Source organism: Actinomadura sp. NBRC 104412 (genome assembly GCF_030269515.1).
Taxonomy (GTDB): Bacteria; Actinomycetota; Actinomycetes; order Streptosporangiales; family Streptosporangiaceae; genus Spirillospora.
The window spans coordinates 1-16,883 of sequence record NZ_BSTM01000057.1 but is presented as its reverse complement, the minus strand read 5'-3'; the positions used below and the strand labels follow the sequence as shown (position 1 = coordinate 16,883).

The following is a 16,883-nucleotide window of genomic DNA, read 5'->3' as shown; positions in this document are numbered from 1 at the left end:
ATAATCCCTACAGGCGGCATTCCAGTATCGGGATGCACAGCCCCGTCACGTTCGAAGGGCTCAACCTGCCCTCAGACACCGCCGAGTGACCTCATCGCAGGTATCCGTGCAACGGGGGGAACCTCACCGGTGGAGCACCTGGGCGGTGTGGTCGGCGAGGGTGGCGTCGCCGTCGTGGAGGGTGGCGCCTGCCCACCGTGGCGCCGGGTCGAGTGCTGTGTGGCGGTGTGCGGTGGGGGTGAGGCTGAGCCGGGCGAAGTGGTCGGTGCTGGTGGCCAGCCAGAGGTCGAGGTGTTCGACCGGGTCGGTGTCGCCGATCATGATGCCGGTCCAGATCTGGTGTGCCGGATGGGTGAGGGCGCGGCCGAGCGCTCGGCTGCCGGTGTTGGCGGCGAGGTTGAGGGTGATGTCGTCGGCGAGCTGGATGGTGTGAGCGGCCGAGTCGGAGGCGCCGCGTAGCGGGACGAAGCCGCATACCTTGACCGAGTCGCTGATCAGGAGGGTGTCGGCGTGGCGGTGGAAGGCGATGGAGCGGGTCAGGCCGCTGCCGTGTAGCCGTAGCGGCACGACCATTCGGCCGTGGGGGGTGAGTTGCTGCCACCAGGCGGCGGGGATGTCCCAGGCGCCGGCGGTCACGATGATCCGGTCGTAGGGGGCCAGATCGGGGTGACCGAACGCGCCGTCCCCGCAGACGACCTGTACCTGGTCATATCCGGCTGCGGTCAGTGCGGTGCGTGCTCGGGCGGCGAGTTCGCTGTCGATCTCGACGGTGGCGACCGCGCCTGATGGGCCGGTCAGCTCGGCGAGGAGAGCGGCGTTGATGCCGGTGGCCGCTCCGATCTCCAGGACTCGATGTCCAGGCTGTAGGTCCAGCTGCTCGAGCATGGTGGCGACCATGTTCGGGTGTGAGGCCGAGGACAGCGCACTGCCGTCCGGTGCCCGCTTGGTCACCACCACCTGGGGTGCGTACGCGGTCGCCAGGTCCATGCCGGGCAGGAACAGGTGGCGCGGGACCGCGGCGAACGCTGCCTCGACCGCGGGGGAGCGGAAGGTGCCGCGACCACGGATGTGAAGGCCATGCAGCACGGCCACCCCGGCGGCGCCCTTCGACAGCGACTGCCCGCGCCAGCGCGGGCTGGATGGGCCTCGATCATCTTCGGAACCTGGACGCGGAGGCTGCTGTAGATTCGCTGCCAGCCGTGTAGAGACAGCGGCGGCTTGATCCCGGAGCTGGTCGGGCAGCGCGTGGACGAGCGAGGTCACCCCAAGCCTCCCGTGGAGTGCGTCTTGCGCGATGCCCAACCCAATGCCACAGCGCGCGCCATTCGCTCGACCTGCTCCTCGGAGTCGGCATCGATGCCGACGGCGCGGATGTGGTGAAGGTGTAGCAGCGAAACCAGCACGGATTCCGGTGCCGGGGCGGAAGGGGTCTCGCGCAGGCGTGCGAGGTAGGAGGCGGCGGCACGGCGCCGTTCGCGCCAGGTCTCGATGATCAGTTCACCATCGGGAACGTCACGTAGGAACGCGTGATCGCCGGAAGGATCAGCCAGCTGAACGGCCTGACGCACGCGTTCGCGCGGCAGCGGGCGCCTTGTCCGAAAGGGACGGCGCTTCAGGAACCACCGCATCGCTGTGCTCTGCCCGCCCGTCATGGCGGCAGCCAGATCGATCATGCTCGCCGCTGTCAGAGACTGCGCATGTATATCGCGGTCGTTGCGGGAAAGGGCGATTTGCGCGAGCGCGGCGGCGGAGTCAGCCGCGAAGAGCGCCTCTGCGGCGTCCATCGTCGGCCCAGAGCCGTACCGGACGATCTCCGGACGGTAGGTGCTCAATGTCAGTTCGCCCACCAGTCCGCGGCGGCGCAGGTCCGAGGCCCAATCGCCGAGCGCCACCACGGTCGCCCCATACTCCTCTGCACGCGGATGCAAACGTAGACGCAAATGAGGATGCCGATCCCGGTAGCGGAGGAACCACCACATCGGCTCCCCAACCTCGCCGATAAGCTGAGGCAAATGGCGATCAAGGATCTCATCGTACTGGTCCGGGTCTCCGTACAGGTGGGCTGACAGCACGTCCCGGCCAGGAAATACACCGTGTTCAACGCCTATCAACCCCGAACGCGACTTGACGGCGCCGGTCACCGTTGCCGGGACGGGGGCGGGAGGCGTCGCACTGGCCAAGGGAACGACGAGTTCGTGAACACGGCCATGGGTCCAGCCATGATCGGCCGGAGCCGATGTCTCCGCGATCACGGTGCTCACCCCGGACTTGGCCGCGTGCTCCAACTGGTGGCATAGCAGCGCCCGGTCCATCGGCTCGTTCAAATTCAACCGCAAAAGGCGGTCTGCCTCGCCGACGCTCACCCATACCGGCAGCCTCAGCCGCTCACGCAGGGCGTCCAGCGCCCGCGCCCACTCATCCTCGGACGCACCCGGAAAGGGAAGCGCTCGGGCGGGGACGCGCCACCGTGCTGGGCACAGCACACTGCGGCGATACCGCACCCGCGGCAGGAAGGGCAGGCACGAGGCGGCGCCCCACGCGAACGGCGAGACCGCTGCGGTGCCCGAGCGAGCGATCTCCACCAGCAACCGGGCGAGAGGAGGCCAGGCGCGCCGGGCGGCCGCGTTCGCTACCACCGGCTCCACCACGCGTCGGCGCGAGAGCGACACCACATACAACCGGTCCGCGTCTGCGGTGATGGCGAGGTCGTCGATGGCAACAAGATCCGGACTGGGTTCCCTGTACTCGCCCATACCAAGCACAGCGGGCAGGACTTGCGGTGCACGAGCCACATTTCCCAGCCGCTGGGATCGGGGCGCGAACGACAACTGAGCCGGCATCGCGCCCTGCGCCGCGGTCGGCAAACGGCCGTACTCTGCTCGCATGCGCTGCCGGTCCTCGGCGTCCAGCAGGTCCAGGAAACGGCCGGACAGGGCAAGACCGCTACGGCCGACGCCGTGCACTGCCAAGGTGAACTCGCCCCGGTCCAACTCGTCAGCCGAAGCGGCCCGCAGTTCGGCGCACATCTCCATATGGGGTGCCGGGCATGCCAGACCACCGGACTCCGCCGCCAGCCGGTCGAGGAACGCGTCCTCGAGTTTCACCTCGACTGCGCCATCCAAAGCGGCTTGCTGTGCCAGGACGAGCAGGTGCTCGTCCCGGCGGGAAACACGCGGGTCCAGCCCCGTCCTGCCCTCCTCCCGGTCGTAGTGCGCAGGCAAGCCGAGCCCGATCGTGGGGTCGACGAGCTGAGCAACCCTGACCAGCGCGCCGAGACCGTACCGGGCGACGAAGCGGGCATGGTACTCGCGCATCCGTGGATCGCCCGTCGGATGGGGTGTCGCCCGGATCAACGCACTCGCCGCAGAGGCCACCTCGTCAGCCACGGCTCGCGGCAGGACCATGGCGGTGTCGACCCGGAGATCCGCCATGATCGGTTGCTCGACCACATCGGACAGAGCCCGCATGCGTCCGCGTAGCGGCTCGGCCGCCCGGCCGACGCTCGTCGTGCGCAGTCGACCGTCGATCTCTCGGAGATCCGCGACCAGCGGCCGGACATCTTTGATGGTGCTCGCCTCAATCGCGTCCAGGCAGGCCAGAACGTGAGCAAGCCCGTCCGAAACGGTGGAGTCCGGGCGCAGAGCCGAGATCAGCACACCGCATGCCAGCAACTGCGAGAGCATCCCGTCGACCCCTGCGGCCGAAAGGTGTGGCATCTCGGCCGTGAGCTTTCCGATCAGGTCGCCGCCTCGGACGGGTATCCGTGCCGCAGCCAGCAGTGTCTCCACTGGCCGGGTACGGCGCACGGATATCTGCGCACAAGAGCGATGACCGGCGAGGGAGATGTGCGGAGCCCAAGGCACCACGATCCGCTCGCCGCGGACCGTCGCCAGGTCGTTGAGGACCAGCGGTAGACGGTGCCGTACCTCGGCATACGACTCCAGCCGCGTGATCACCTCGGCGAGCCAACGGGCATCGGCCCGGCATCGGACCAGCGGGCGGCCCGCCACATAAGCGGAGGTCTCCATGCCGAATCTCAGCGGAGCAACGCTGGCGAACACCCCGAATGGAGTCGCCCGCCCCCGCATCCGTACCAAGTACTTGGCCAACGACAGCATCATGCGCCGCGACTGTGCCGGGCGTGGCCGGTGTCCGGCGGCCACCGCGTCGAGCCGTGCGGCAAGTATCGGGCTGGCGAGAGTGATCGCATCCCTTACGGTGGCTGAGGACCAGACCTCGGCGAGCCATGCGCACCACGCCTCAACCTGAGCGTCATTCTTGACTTCGGGCCAACCCCGCGTTCCAGGGATCTCAGAAGCCATGGTCGACCGCACCATCGCCGCGTCGACGACGCGGAATAGATGCTCATGGACGGTCGACGATCTCATCTTCTTCGACCTGTGCTTCGCTCCGGTACAAACTTTCCGCGGGCGTCCCGGCCCCGCAGTTCACCGGCCCGGCCGGGACGCCCTGGTCGGATCAGCAGTCGCCTTGCTTCTGGGTGTCGCACCCGTTGTCCGTGCTGCACAGCAGCGCTTCGACGGCGTCGCCTTCCTCCACGATCCTGATGTCCAGAGATAGCTCGTCCGGTTCGATGGCGGTGTTCTGCGTGGTGCTCATGGTGGGTGCCTACCTTCTGGTTGGGTGTCAGTCCCTGTCGGCTCTCTTTGGCGTGCGGGCATAGGCCCGCCTTCGTGTCGACCTCCGACCAACCGAGTCGGAGCCGAGTACTTTTCGAAGGTCGTCTATGCGGCTTCTCCTTTCCTTGACTGTTTCGGTGCGGAAGGGGTCGCATCACGCCGTGGCCGGTTTTCGGCCGACTCCAGCGAGGACCCATGCCTCTTCGGGCATGATGTCGGTTTCGCTGTCGGGGCGCCAATCTGCGACGTACGTAAGGCCCGGATCGACGAGATCGAGATCTTGGAAGAAGCGCTCGATCTGTACGCTAGTCCGGAGCGTCGCGGGGTGCTTGGTCTTCTTGTAGACGCTCGCCGCCCCCTTCGCATGATCCGCTCGGGTATCGCCGGTGACGTGGGAGATGGCGAGGTAACTGCCGGGGGCCATGGCATCGCAGAGCTCCGCGACGATTCCGTACGGGTCGGCATCGTCGTCGATGAAATGCAGGACGGCCACCAGCAGCACCGCCATCGGCTGATCGAAATCGATCAGGGCTCGTGTCTCCGGATGTCCGAGGATGGAGGCGGGGTCACGGAGATCCGCTGTGATCACACTGGTGGTCCTCGCTGCGGTGATCTTCAGTGCGCGCGAGTGGGCTAGAACCTTGGGATCGTTGTCCACATAGACAACCCTGGCGTGCGCAATCTCCGCCTGGGCGATCTCGTGGACGTTCCCTTGGCTGGGAAGTCCGGTGCCGATGTCCAGAAACTGCTCGATGCCGGCGTCGCGGGTCAGGAACCGTACCGCGCGTTGTAGAAATCGGCGGTTCTCCCTGGCCAGGAGGAGCACTTCCGGAGCTGAGGCGAGCACCTCGTTGGCTGCCCGCCGATCGGCGGCGAAGTTGTCCTTGCCGCCCAGGTAGTAGTCGTACATGCCTGCGGCGGTGGCGACGGTGGAGTTGATCCTGCTCGGTCGCGCCGGGCTGTCCTGCGTCACCGGATCCTGATCCTTTCCTGCTGTGGTCGGAGGCACTGCTGGGTCGGGTGCGCGGGTGCTCAGATCACCCACGCTCGACGTGGACATGGCGCCTAGCTCGGATTATTCATCCTGAAGGCGAATAGAGCAAGCGTCTGCGGTCAGTCTTTGCGTGAGGTCTGGTGGTCGGAACGCGGCCTGAGCAGTTGCCCTCCAGGCTCAAGGCCGCCCAGACTGCCTTGGCTTCGCGCGTAAGCGCAGTTCATCCCCAGGCGCCTCTGATCGCTGCGACCGTCCCGGCTTCCTGAATTGCGTCTTGCTCGTTGCCGACGCACGATGGGACGCCTTCGCCGGAGTCGGTCACGACGGCCAACAACCGCTGCAGGTGGGGAAAGCAACTTGGCAGACGCCCCCACCACATCAGGGGTCAATAACCGAGGCAAGGGGCGGGAGAGGGTGAGGGTCGGCATCGGGAACTTCCCTGTTATTCATTCGGATCGGGAAGTCACAATATTCTCGATACCTGGCCAAAGAGCATCCCGTTGCCCTCCCTTAGGCAACAGGCAACGCGAAGCGCCAACAAATGATCAAAGGCGAATGCGCGATCAGCGGCGTCGGGAGTGCCTCAGGTCGCCGGCTTCCAGCCTGTAGAAGAGCTTGGACGGGTATGTCCGTGCGATCTTCTCGTAGAAGCGTTGAGCGCCGGTGTTGTCCGCATCGGTCGTCCATTCGACGCGGCTGCATGCCTTCTCGACCGCGATGGTGACGAGTTCGTTCATCAGCAAGGTCCCGATGCCTGATCGGCGATGGGACTTACTGACGTAGAGCTCCTTCACGTAGAGCGAGCGCGTCAGTCCCACGGCCGGCCACAGGTAGGAGTAGCTGGCGAAGCCGGCGAGCCGCGCACCCTGCCAGGCCAAAAGCGCACACGCGGCTGGAGTGTGAGAGAAGAGGGCTTCGCGGATCTGGTCCAGGCGGTGCCGGCGCGGCTCGATAGCGGTGGCGCCGTAGAAGCGGTCCATCTCTTCGAGCAGGACGGCGAAGGCATCGATGTGGTGTGGCTCAGCGGGGGTCACGACGGCCATGGGGCTCCTCCTCGGTCCCATTCGTGGTCTGCATCAGGAGGTCGTGGACGTCGCGGACGATCGGGAGCGCCTGCTTCTCCTGCGGCAGGGCGGCGACTATCTCATGTCCGCGGAGCGTGATGATCCCTTCGCGTTGCTGTTCGGTCAGGCAGCTGAGCGTCTCGGCCATGTAGAGCGCGCAGGCCTGGATGTCGCCACTGAGGGCGAGGCAGTCGGCCCGGTCGAGCCGGGTCAGTGCCCAGTCGGTGTAGTCACCTGGAGCGCATAGTTCAAGGGCTTGTTCCTGGGCTTGTAGCGCCTTCTCGACGTTCGCACGGGGATCGTCGTCGCGCCGTGCCAGAAGCGTGTAGGCGTTGCCCTGGTGGAAGCGGAACTGAGCCTCGTTGTAACTGAAGGCGGATGGAACGCGTGACTCGTCGTCCAGGCGTTCGACCATCTCCTCGACCTGTCCGAGAATGGTTTGGACGTCGGAGCGGGAGCCGAGGGCTGCATGCGCGCGAGCTTCGAGAGCCGCCGCGAGGGGCGCGCCGACGCACACCGCCTTGCCCGCTCTGTCCCGGGCATGGCGGGCGACCGTGATCGCGCCTACGGGGTCCCCACAGTAGAAGTGCCCGTAGGCCACCTGCGCCAAGACCCATGATTCGGTTGCGGGGTCATCGGATTCGTGAGCAGCGATGCATGCCGTCCGTGCCCAGCGACGCGAGGCGTTCGGCTTGTCCAGCCTGACCAGCGTCAGATACATGAGGCCGGACATCTGCGCCGTCATTCTGGTGAGCCGCCGAATCGCGGATGCAGTTCGGCACCGTTTCAGCGCGCGCATGAGCTCCGCCAGGTCGGCCGTCAGATCGATGAAGATCCGTCCTGCGGGGCGGTCCCGAGTCGCCCGCCCGTGCTGCAGGACGGATTGCTCCCACTCGTCCAGACTGCCCTCAGCCATGGATCCTTCGCTGAGTACATCGCCCAAATCCTGACGTAGCAGCTCCAGCTCGGCCAGGTCCGCGGCTTCGGGCAGCGCGGGAGCGGCAACGGCGACGAGGGCGCCGTCCGCTTCGAGTGCACGGTCGAGGGCGGCGGCGAGGTGGGGAGTGATCGGCTTGTGGCCGTTCACTACCTTGGACAGGTAGCCGGGGTCATAGCTCACCAGCTTCGCGACCCGGCGAAGTGAAAGATCGTGTTCGGCCATCAGCCGCCGCATCTGCTCGCCAAAGGCGGTTCCCACGTGGCCCTCCTGGTGGGATCGTCTATTGCGTCGTTCGAGATCTTCCATCAGCTGGACCGGTTCGGCTCGATCGGCGGCGACCGATCACGTTCCTAGGAGCGAGCGGCTACGGATGCGAAGGATGCAGCCGTGGGCCTAACGCGAGTCGCTGATGCCCCTCGAAGATCGCTATTGCTCCGTCCGGCCGGAAACCGCTATCGGAGAGAAGGAGGCCCCTGCGTGGGGTGCACCGTCCTCTGATGAGGCTCTGCAGTGTCAGGTGGAGCGCAGACCGGGTACGGTCGGCCGTTCGGGGCTGAGGTTACGGGCGGCGGTATGGGCCGCTGGTTCTGCTTGTCCAGGCTCAGCACCAGAGCGCGGGCGACGTAGGCATTGACCTTGATCAGGACGCTCGGTCCGGTTTTAGGGTCCACGTAAGGCGAGACGGCCAGGAAGCCGTCCTCCACATGGCGATCGGCAAGCCACCGGTCGATCCGTTCACGGATGTCATTGCCAAGCTGTACCGCCTGCCGTTCCGGCTCGTTCAGATGCGTCACGTCGTGGTCCTTCCAGGGGGCGCCGTTTGTGGGAACGGTGATCCAGAGTTGTTTGGCTGGGGTGAGACCGATGCATGTCGTCGTTGGCCCGGCGCCGCATCGTCCGGGGAAGAGCCCGGCGACGAGTTGAAGTCCGCGGCCGTTCTCCTCGGTGGTCGGCCGCTCGCGCGCTGCCTGGAGGAGGCGCTGTGCGACCTCCGCATGGTTGTCACCACCGTCGACCACGGCGATCGTTATGCCGGTCGCGCCCAGGTAGACGCGGAGCTCGTACGGACCGGGTGCGTGCTGGCGCGCGTTCGTCACCAGCTCGTTGACGGCGAGCTCGGTCTCGAACACCTTCCCGAGTCCAAGCCGGGACAGGATGCCCACGACCATGTCACGGGCATGATGCTCCGGCTCTGGCTCGTGCAGGCACCGGACGATCACCTGCTTGCCTTGTTCGGCTGGGGAAAGCAGGGAGCCCGGCGGTGGTGTCGTCATTGGCATCCGCCTCCGATGGATCGCACCAGTCGAGGTGCTGTTGCTTCTTTGAGCGAGAACATGATCCACAGCGGGTGGCGCCGTGAGGGAAGAGCGTTCGGGCCTGGGCGGTGATGTGATCAGAGGAACGTCGGCTTGCGACGAGTGCCTCGCCCGTGCCGATCTGCTCCCGTCCAGGCGGAGGGGTGTACCTGAACGCGCAGCCGTGCCTTCTGTGACTCACGGTTCTCGCAACGGTGATGTGACTAGCATCATGACTGAACCGAAGCAGTGATGCAAGGACCGTCGATGCAACTCCCATAATTGGGAGTTGCATCGGGATCTCATTCTGGGGATCCTTGCGGTACACACACGAGGAACTTGGCGGGAGCGTATGGAACAGAGTCCGACCGTCCGCGGCCGGCGCCTGTGCAGAGAGCTCAAGCGGCTCCGCGAGGCGTCCGGCCTGTCCATCGAGGAGGCCGCACGGCGGCTCGACTTCAGCAAGAGCAAGCTCTCCCGGATAGAGAACGGCCGCAGCCGTGTGATCACCGACGACCTGGAAGACATGCTCGACCTGTACGACGTCCGGTCACCGCAGCGCGAGGCGCTGATCCAGCTTGGGCGGGACGCACGGCGCCGGGGCTGGTGGACGAAGTACTCCGACGTGTTCACCGGCTCGTATGTCGGGCTGGAGAGCGAGGCCGCCAAGATCCGGGTCAACGCCCACCTGATTCCGGGTTTCCTCCAGACCGAGAACTACGCCCGCGGCATCATCACCAGCACCCGTCCCATGTTCGACACCGCGGAGGTCGATCGCCGCGTCGCCGCCCGAGCCGCGAGACGTGAGGCGTTGCTGCGACGCACGGACCCGCCCGAAATCCACGTCATCCTGGACGAGTCGGCCGTGCGCCGCCATGTCGGCGGTACCGACGCGATGCGGCAGCAGCTCACCGACCTCATCGAAGCCGGCAAGCGTCCCAACATCACCCTCCAGGTGCTTCCGTTCGCGGCCGGTGGCCACGCCGGAGTGGAGGGTGAGTTCGTCGTTCTGGTGTTTCCCGACCCCGAAGATGCGCCGGTCGCGTATGTCGAAGGGTTGATGGGAGACGTCTACCTAGAATCGGACTCGGAACTGGACATGTTCAACCTGGCTTGGGACCACATGCTGGAACGAGCCCTGGATCCGAACGGGTCCATCGCTTTCCTGGAGGAGTTGAGCACCAATCTCTAACAGAGGAGAACCCTTGATGACCGGTGCCGGAGCGGCCGCGTCCCAGACGGTGTGGCGCAAGTCGAGCCACAGCGGTGGCGGCAACCAGTGCGTCGAAGTTGCTCCGGTCGGTGCTACGCGCGCCGTCCGTGACTCGAAGGACCCCGGAGGCGGTCGCCTCGCCTTTGGCGTCGACGCGTTCAAGAGCTTCGTCGTACTGGTCAAGCAAGGCGAGTACGACCTGTAGACCTGGCGGTCCCCGGCACCCGAACTGCCGGGGACCGCCGCCAAGTCTAGAGCCAGACGCACTGCCTAGACGTTGACATATTCACGTTAGGTCCGAATGCTGGAGCATGCGAGCGCCTTCCGCCACCCTCCAGGAGTGCCCCCATGAGGCTGATCCGGCTCCGCGGCCAGTGCGACGACCCCAAGTGTGACCCCAAGCCCACCTGCCCGACTCTCTATCTGACCGATCGCGCAACCCTGATCGTCCAAGGCTGGATCGTCACCGAGGAGCCGGGACTCACGACCGCCGGGGCGCTGGTGGAGGTACCCCTATCCCTGTTGTGGGAGTCGCCGACGCCTCTACCTCCTGAAAACCAGGCATTCACACTGACCGGACGTGGCACCGCGATCGTCCGGGGCCGGCGGGTCACCGACACCGAGGTACTCGACCGCCTGGCCCTGCCCGAGGGCGAGTCGGCGGTCGAGGTCTCCCTGTCCCTGCTTCCCGAGGTGGTGCCCAGTGCTCGGTGAGGACGAGCTGGAAGCCCTGTTCGACGACTTCGAGCACGCCGCCTTCCGCCTGGAGACGCTACCGCGCTACACGGTCGCCTCCGAAACCGAACGGCTTAACCGCTACATGTCGGGCGCCCCACTGAAGATCGAGCCGGGCACCCGCGAATGGCTGGAGTTCATGGAAGCCGAGATTCGCTCCGGAAAGCGCTGGCACAAGGTGCACATCCTGCGCAGCCCGATCTCGGACTACCTGCGCTTCGAGTGCGAGTGGGGTTACGCGGTCTCCAGCCAGTACGGCCAGGAGATCCTCATCCTGGACGAGGCGGAGCGACCCCGCCCTGCAGGCGTCCCCGATGAGGACTTCTGGCTGTTCGACGAGGACTCCGCCGTCCGGCTCCACTACGGCACCGAAGGCCACTTCCTCGGCGCCGAGCTGGTCGACAAGGCCGATGTCCCCCGCTACCGCGGTTACCGCGACGCGGTCGTCCAAGCCGCCGAGCCATTCGAGACGTGGTGGGCCCGCCATCCGGAGTACAAGCGGGAGAACTGGCTCGGGTCCCGGCCCTGACCTGGCCGTCCCTTAGACTGCCGCCCTGATGGAAGAGGCACCGGAACGGTACCGGCGCGAGCGCGACCGGCTGGCCCGCACGCTCAGGCGGCTGCGCAACGACAGCGGGCTCACCGGTGTCGAGGCCGCGCGCCGAGCCGGGATGAGCCAACCCAAGATCTCCCGGATCGAGAACGGCACCACCGTTCCGACAGCCGAGGACGTGGAGACGCTGTGCCGCCTTTACGCCGCCGATGATGACCTCCGGGCCGAGCTCACCGAGCTGGCCGACTCGCTGCACCGCAACACCGAGAGCGCTCGCGCCATCATGCGCGGCGGGGCCTGGCGCAAGCAGCAGCAGATCGCTCGGGTCGAACGTGACGCCAAACGCCTGAACTTCTTCCAGCCGGCCACCATCTCCGGCCTCCTTCAAATCACCGACTTCACCCGCGAGATTTACGGCCTCACACTGACCGGAACCGAGCTGGAACGCAGCATGGCCGCACTCGCCGAGCGCCGGCAGATCCTTAACAACCGCCGCAAACGCTTCACCTTCGTCCTCACCGAAGGCGCGCTGCGCTGGCGCCTGTGCCCGGACGAGGTCATGGCCGCCCAGATCCGCCACATCGCCGAACTGGTAACACGTCCCAACGTGCGGATCGGTCTCATCCCCTTCAGCGCCCGCGTCCGCGAAGCCCCGCTGCACGGCTTTGAGCTGTTCGACCAGCGACTCGTCACCATCGGTCTGGAAACCGCCACCCTGACCATCACCGACCCCCGCGACATCGAGTACTACGTCAACCTCTTCAAGGCTCTGGAGGAGACCGCAGAGTTCGGCCCTCCGGCCTCCGCGCTCCTAGAGGAGATCGCTTCCGACTACGCGCGGTCGGCGTAAGGCCGGTTCGGGAGCACAGGTCTCTCTGCCACCTGGGGTGGTGTGGTTCGCCTCAGAGGCGGCACAAGCAGCCACCTCGTGATCTCGCCCGAACCTGTTGCTTGCCCGCGTTGTCTCGGGTCTTTCGGCGGTCAACGCCTTATATCGTCGCTGAGCGCTGATGAGAATAGAGGCACAGCGGCATTCCCCCGAATGCCCGTGGCCCTGGGACCGGCGCTCCCCAGGCTACGGTCCAAATCTTTCTGCTAAGAGGCCACTGATCGCCAACCTGGGAACAAGACGTTCCTGACTTCGGAACTAGAAACAATCTCAAGTGCAGGGAATGTAAAATGACATCTACGATCACGATGGACGACTCGGAACGAGACGCATCGTCAGTGGAAGGTTTGCCTTCGAGTGCGCGACTGGAACAAACGAGTATCTTCGCTGCGCTGGTCGATGACATCCTTCTGACTATGGGGGAGCCGATTTCGACAACCCGTGTTGCGCCGTCCAATACGGACCTCTCCCTGAGAGCGCGATCCGGCGTGAGTTGGGTTTAGGGTCTTATGAAGATCCTCCAATTGGCGGCCGTGCTCGAGGCCCTTGCCCTAACTGCAAGGCGTAGGCCTTGAAAGGACTCTTGACCCCATGAGGGCGCGGAACGCGAAAGGTCACCGGACCCATGGCATCGGCCTTTCGGTTGCCGAGGTTTGGAAAAGGCTCGGCGGTATCTGTCATGTCTGCCGTGGCAGTGTCACGCGCGAGGAAGCAACACGGGACCTGCTGGTGCCCATGGCCTTTGGGGCGGCGGCTGAGTCACGACAACGTGGCCATAGCTCATCCCGCCTGCAACTCGCGGAGACACGAGGAACTTGCGCGCTTGGGCCAAGCCCCGGCGCTAGTTTGTCGCATCTGTGGAATGTCGTGCGATTGCAGGGCTGTGTTGCGGTGCTGTTCTGCTCCGTGTCAACGGACATTGCTTTCTCCCCGCTTGCGGACAACAGAGCTCCCCACTGGCGGACGTCAAAGCTCCCCGATGGTGGACATGAGTGCTCCCCGTCCGCCAGTGGGTTGTTGTCAGGCCAGGGGCGTCACCCCTTTGCCGGAGGTGGCCTGGGCGAGCCGGTAGCTGTCACCCTCGGTGACCACGATGTGGGCGTGGTGCAGGAGCCGGTCGACGGTCGCGGTGGCCAGGGTCTTGGGCATGATCTCGTCGAATCCGGCCGGGTGAAGGTTGGAGCTGACGGCCAGGCTGCGGCGTTCGTAGGCGGCGTCGACCAGGCGGTAGAAGCCCTCGGCGGCATCGGGGCTGACGGGTAGCAGGCCGATGTCGTCGACGATGGTCAGGTCGGCGCGGATGATGCGTTCGATGGCCTTGGCCGTCGAGTCGTCGGCGCGGTGCCGGCGGACCAGGGCGCCCAGGTCCTCGATGGTGAACCAGGCGACCGTCATGCCCGCATCGACGGCCAGTTGGCCCAACGCCTCGCAGAAGTGGCTCTTGCCCGTTCCGCTGGGGCCGCAGATGCACAGGTTCTCGCGGCGGGTGACCCACTCCAGGTTGCGCAGGGCCTGCTGGGTGGGCCGCGGGATGGAGGAGGCCTTGTCGTCCCAGACCTCGAAGGTCTTGCCGGCGGGGAACCCGGCCCGCTTGCGGCGGGTACGCAGGTTGGTGGCGTCGCGTCCGGCGGCTTCCTCGGCCAGCAGCACCCGCAGCAGCTCGGCGGGGTCCCAGCGTTGGGCCTTGGCGGTGGGGATCACCTCGGCCAGCGCCTTGCGCAGGTAGGGCAGCTTGAGCCGCTTGGTCAGCGCGATGACCTCCTCCAGCGGATCCCCTGCCGCGGCGGTGACGGCGTGCGGCCGGGTGATCGATGCGGTGCGGTTGCCGGTGGGCATCAGGCATCACCGCCCTTGGGAAGGCCGACGCGTGCCCAGACCGCGGTGCCCGGCTGCAGGCTGTGGGTCTGGCTGGCCCGGATCGGCGGGGCGGTGGGGCCGTGCCGCTGATGATCGAGGATGGCGACCAGGTCGGCCTCGGTGAACCGGCCGCAGGCCGCGGCGGTGCCCAGCGCCCGGTCGACCGCGGCCGTCCCGTGCAGTTTGGCCAGGGTCAGGGCGTGCGCCATGGTGGGGCGGATCCGGCGGGCTCCCGCGGCCGCCGCCTCCACCAGCCAGGATGCCGCGCCCTCGCCCAGCGCCAGGAACGCGGCCTCCTCGGCGGTGGTGGCCCGCGGGGTGCGCTCACCGGGCTGGTTGCGGGGCGGATAGTGTTCGTCGTTGATCGACGGGGTGCCCGGCGTGGACCGCTGGTGACGGGCCACCACCTGGGCGCCGTCGTCGGTGATGGCGGTGACGATCAGCTCGTCGCCGTGGAACCGGACCCACACGCGTGTGTCGATCAGCTCGTGCGGGACCGAGTAGCGGACGCCGTCGACCGAGACGGTGGCGTCCCACCTGACCCGGCGGGTCTGGCCGAAGGCGATGGTGAACGGGCGGGGCGGCAGCGGGTGCAGCCGCTGCCGCTCCTGAGCCAGCGCCTCGACCGGACGCCGCCGGGTCTCCCGATGCACCCGGCCGTTGACCTCGGTGCAGAAGGTGCGGCAGGCCGCCTCCAGCTCCCCGAACGCCGAGTAACGCTCCCGCAGGTTCGCGCTGGTGGGCACCAGATCGGCCTTGGCGATCCGCACCGTGGCCTCCGAGCCGCCCTTGGACTGCGGATCGGCCGGCACACAGGTGCGAATCGTCAGCCCATAGTGTCGGGCGACCTCCACGATCTGCTGGTTGCGCACCGGGATCCGGGCGATGTGCTCGGCGGTGACCGTCTTCTCGTTGTCGGTCAGCGCATAGGTCGGCACCCCGCCGATCCTGCGCAGCGTGGCGTCCAGGCAGGCCACCACCGTCGGCAGCGTCCGATCGAAGGTCGGGATCACCACCCGGAACCGCGACCACGCCAGCCAGGCGCACCACAGGCTGGTGCGCCGCCCCCGAATCTTGGGTCCCTCGCCCCAGTCGAACTGCAGCCACAGCCCCGGCTCGGGAACCCACGGGCGGAACACCCGCCGCTGCCCGGCCCGATACGCCTGCTTGGCCTCGGCCACCGCCCGCCGCGTGGTGCGATCGGTGCCGGTGAACCCCATCGCCACCAGCCGCTCGTGCACCACATCGGCCCGGACCCGGCCCTGCGACCGCTCGACCATCTCCTCGATCTTGTCGACGAACTCATCGATCTTCCGGGCCCGCCGCGGCCGCTCGGCCGGGTTGACCCCCTGCTCCCGCAGCCGCACATACCGGGCGACCGTGTGGTGATCACACCCGGCCAACTCGGCCGCCGCCCGGTAACTGCCCGTAGCGTCGAACGCCTCCAGAATCTCCATGATCTCCCTCGAACTCTTCACCCCGACCGCCATAGCGACCGGGCATCACGACCAAGAACCGGGGAGATCACATGTCCGCCGACGGGGAGAAACCGTGTCCGCCAGCGGGGAACCTTCTGTCCGCCAGCAGGGAGTTTGCCGTGTCCGCTGACAGCTCCGCTACCGCTGCGCCTGCGAGATCTGCAAGACGCGGTCCGAAGCTAATACGCGCCACAAAATATTACTGGACGTACAGTGGGTAGACGTCGTGGTTCGCCGAGAATTCTGAATCAGGAGCCTGAGGCGGTCACCTACGCGCGTGAACAGGCGGGGTTGACCAAGACCGAGGTTGCGAGAGCCTGCGGTGTGTCGCTGAGTCTGATCTCCGAAATCGAAAAGGGGACACGTAATGCCACCCCCGCTATGATCGTAAAGCTCGCGCATGTACTGAATTGTCCGCGCGTGGTGCTACTACGAAAACGGGATCGTTGACCGCTTTGGACAGTGAGCCGCGACCTGTAGAGTCGATGCGGAGGCGACAGGTACTCGCCCATGCTCCTTCAGAATTCGTTTTCCCTCTCGACTCCCTGGAGGAGATGTGCGGTGGCGGTCTTGGTGGCGCTGACCTCTCCGATGCCAATGGCCGCTAGAGAGCCTCAATAGTTGGAGTTACTAATTGGCAGGTGGGTCCGGGCAAGAAGGCCGGTGAGCAGGGCGGGCCGGTGCTGGATGCGTTTGAGGCGGGTTTTAATCAGCTGCGTGAGTTGGTCGATGGTGTGTTTGGTGAGGTTGGCCAGGGATCTTTTCAGGTGTGACCAGACGCCCTCGACGGGGTTGAGTTCGGGAGCGTAGGGCGGCAGGTGGAAGACGGTCAGCCAGTCTCGGGCGGCCAGGTACCGGCGCGTCCGGGCCGAGCGGTGGGTGTTGAGGTTGTCCCACACCAGGACGATGGGGCCGCCGAGTTGCTGGTGAGCGGCGTCCAGCAGGCGGATGTAGTCGCCTTCATCCAGGCCCTTCTTCTGGTCTTTGCGGCCGTGGTAGGCGTGCGACCGGTAGATCAGCCGGGGATGTTCGCCGGGCTTGACGGCCACGAGTGCGGCCAGCCAGACCCGGTGGGTGCCGCGGGCGGTGACGTGCACCGCCTGAGGTTCCCCCCGTAGCACGGACACCTGCGGTGAGGTCACTCGGTGGTGTCTGAGGGCAGGTTGAGCCCTTCGAACGTGACGGGGCTGTGCATCCCGATACTGGAATGCCGCCTGTATGGATT

The 16,883-nt window shown here is 66.4% G+C and carries 16 protein-coding genes; 6 read left to right on the top strand and 10 right to left on the bottom strand.

The features are described from left to right. Positions 1-123: 123 nt before the first annotated feature. From fxlM to QSK21_RS35195, 7 genes are all read right to left on the bottom strand, one after another. Positions 124-1,092, bottom strand: coding sequence for a methyltransferase, FxLD system (fxlM, locus tag QSK21_RS35225; RefSeq protein WP_285702103.1), 969 nt, complete (start codon positions 1,090-1,092; stop codon positions 124-126). 167 nt (positions 1,093-1,259) lie between these two features. Further along, a complete protein-coding gene (locus QSK21_RS35220; RefSeq protein WP_285702102.1) occupies positions 1,260-4,388 on the bottom strand; it encodes a lantibiotic dehydratase in 3,129 nt (1,042 codons plus the stop codon). Between the two features lie 91 nt (positions 4,389-4,479). After that, positions 4,480-4,620: an FxLD family lanthipeptide gene (gene fxlA, locus QSK21_RS35215; RefSeq protein WP_285702101.1), complete on the bottom strand. Its 141-nt coding sequence runs from the start codon at positions 4,618-4,620 to the stop codon at positions 4,480-4,482. Positions 4,621-4,794: 174 nt separating this feature from the next. Continuing rightward, entirely contained in the window at positions 4,795-5,613 is an 819-nt protein-coding gene (locus QSK21_RS35210) for an SAM-dependent methyltransferase (protein ID WP_285702100.1), read from the bottom strand. 584 nt (positions 5,614-6,197) lie between these two features. Next, positions 6,198-6,677, bottom strand: a complete 480-nt coding sequence (locus QSK21_RS35205; protein ID WP_285702099.1) for a GNAT family N-acetyltransferase — start codon at positions 6,675-6,677, stop codon at positions 6,198-6,200. Further along, complete coding sequence (locus tag QSK21_RS35200; protein WP_285702098.1) at positions 6,655-7,896, bottom strand: helix-turn-helix domain-containing protein; 1,242 nt, start codon at positions 7,894-7,896, stop codon at positions 6,655-6,657. The genes QSK21_RS35205 and QSK21_RS35200 overlap by 23 nt, the downstream gene beginning before the upstream one ends. A 194-nt stretch (positions 7,897-8,090) precedes the next feature. Next, the gene (locus tag QSK21_RS35195; protein WP_285702097.1) at positions 8,091-8,912 is read right to left on the bottom strand and encodes an ATP-binding protein; all 822 of its coding nucleotides are present in this window, start codon (positions 8,910-8,912) and stop codon (positions 8,091-8,093) included. A 373-nt stretch (positions 8,913-9,285) separates the two neighbouring features. Between QSK21_RS35195 and QSK21_RS35190 the strand changes: the two genes are divergently transcribed. The 5 genes from QSK21_RS35190 (at position 9,286) to QSK21_RS35170 (ending at position 12,284) form a co-directional block, all read left to right on the top strand. Beyond that, positions 9,286-10,125 carry a helix-turn-helix domain-containing protein gene (locus tag QSK21_RS35190; RefSeq protein WP_285702096.1) on the top strand — a complete coding sequence of 280 codons (840 nt, stop codon included), beginning with the start codon at positions 9,286-9,288 and terminating at the stop codon, positions 10,123-10,125. Between the two features lie 16 nt (positions 10,126-10,141). Beyond that, on the top strand, positions 10,142-10,351 hold the full coding sequence (locus QSK21_RS35185) for a DUF397 domain-containing protein (protein WP_285702095.1): 210 nt from the start codon (positions 10,142-10,144) through the stop codon (positions 10,349-10,351). Between the two features lie 143 nt (positions 10,352-10,494). After that, positions 10,495-10,860 (top strand): hypothetical protein, encoded by a 366-nt coding sequence (locus QSK21_RS35180; RefSeq protein ID WP_285702094.1) that lies wholly within the window; start codon positions 10,495-10,497, stop codon positions 10,858-10,860. Beyond that, positions 10,850-11,410 (top strand): DUF6879 family protein, encoded by a 561-nt coding sequence (locus QSK21_RS35175; RefSeq protein ID WP_285702093.1) that lies wholly within the window; start codon positions 10,850-10,852, stop codon positions 11,408-11,410. The genes QSK21_RS35180 and QSK21_RS35175 overlap by 11 nt, the downstream gene beginning before the upstream one ends. Positions 11,411-11,438: 28 nt before the next feature. Continuing rightward, positions 11,439-12,284, top strand: a complete 846-nt coding sequence (locus tag QSK21_RS35170; RefSeq protein WP_285702092.1) for a helix-turn-helix domain-containing protein — start codon at positions 11,439-11,441, stop codon at positions 12,282-12,284. Between the two features lie 1,059 nt (positions 12,285-13,343). On the opposite strand, the gene istB is transcribed toward QSK21_RS35170, so the two are convergent. Next, complete coding sequence (istB, locus tag QSK21_RS35165) at positions 13,344-14,159, bottom strand: IS21-like element helper ATPase IstB (RefSeq protein WP_285702091.1); 816 nt, start codon at positions 14,157-14,159, stop codon at positions 13,344-13,346. Continuing rightward, positions 14,159-15,658: an IS21 family transposase gene (gene istA / locus QSK21_RS35160; RefSeq protein WP_285702090.1), complete on the bottom strand. Its 1,500-nt coding sequence runs from the start codon at positions 15,656-15,658 to the stop codon at positions 14,159-14,161. Before istA ends, istB begins: the two co-directional genes overlap by 1 nt. A 213-nt stretch (positions 15,659-15,871) precedes the next feature. Between istA and QSK21_RS36315 the strand changes: the two genes are divergently transcribed. After that, a complete protein-coding gene (locus QSK21_RS36315; RefSeq protein ID WP_352231376.1) occupies positions 15,872-16,108 on the top strand; it encodes a helix-turn-helix domain-containing protein in 237 nt (78 codons plus the stop codon). A 164-nt stretch (positions 16,109-16,272) separates the two neighbouring features. On the opposite strand, the gene QSK21_RS35155 is transcribed toward QSK21_RS36315, so the two are convergent. After that, positions 16,273-16,755 carry a transposase gene (locus QSK21_RS35155; protein WP_285702089.1) on the bottom strand — a complete coding sequence of 161 codons (483 nt, stop codon included), beginning with the start codon at positions 16,753-16,755 and terminating at the stop codon, positions 16,273-16,275. Positions 16,756-16,883: the final 128 nt, after the last annotated feature.

Coding starts and splice junctions, on each gene's coding strand:
- QSK21_RS35205 (WP_285702099.1), bottom strand. CDS start 6,677: ATGGCCGTCGTGACCCCCGCTGAGCCACACCACATCGATGCCTTCGCC.
- QSK21_RS35190 (WP_285702096.1), top strand. CDS start 9,286: ATGGAACAGAGTCCGACCGTCCGCGGCCGGCGCCTGTGCAGAGAGCTC.
- QSK21_RS35180 (WP_285702094.1), top strand. CDS start 10,495: ATGAGGCTGATCCGGCTCCGCGGCCAGTGCGACGACCCCAAGTGTGAC.
- fxlA (WP_285702101.1), bottom strand. CDS start 4,620: ATGAGCACCACGCAGAACACCGCCATCGAACCGGACGAGCTATCTCTG.
- QSK21_RS35170 (WP_285702092.1), top strand. CDS start 11,439: ATGGAAGAGGCACCGGAACGGTACCGGCGCGAGCGCGACCGGCTGGCC.
- QSK21_RS35185 (WP_285702095.1), top strand. CDS start 10,142: ATGACCGGTGCCGGAGCGGCCGCGTCCCAGACGGTGTGGCGCAAGTCG.
- istB (WP_285702091.1), bottom strand. CDS start 14,159: ATGCCCACCGGCAACCGCACCGCATCGATCACCCGGCCGCACGCCGTC.
- QSK21_RS35220 (WP_285702102.1), bottom strand. CDS start 4,388: ATGAGATCGTCGACCGTCCATGAGCATCTATTCCGCGTCGTCGACGCG.
- QSK21_RS35195 (WP_285702097.1), bottom strand. CDS start 8,912: ATGACGACACCACCGCCGGGCTCCCTGCTTTCCCCAGCCGAACAAGGC.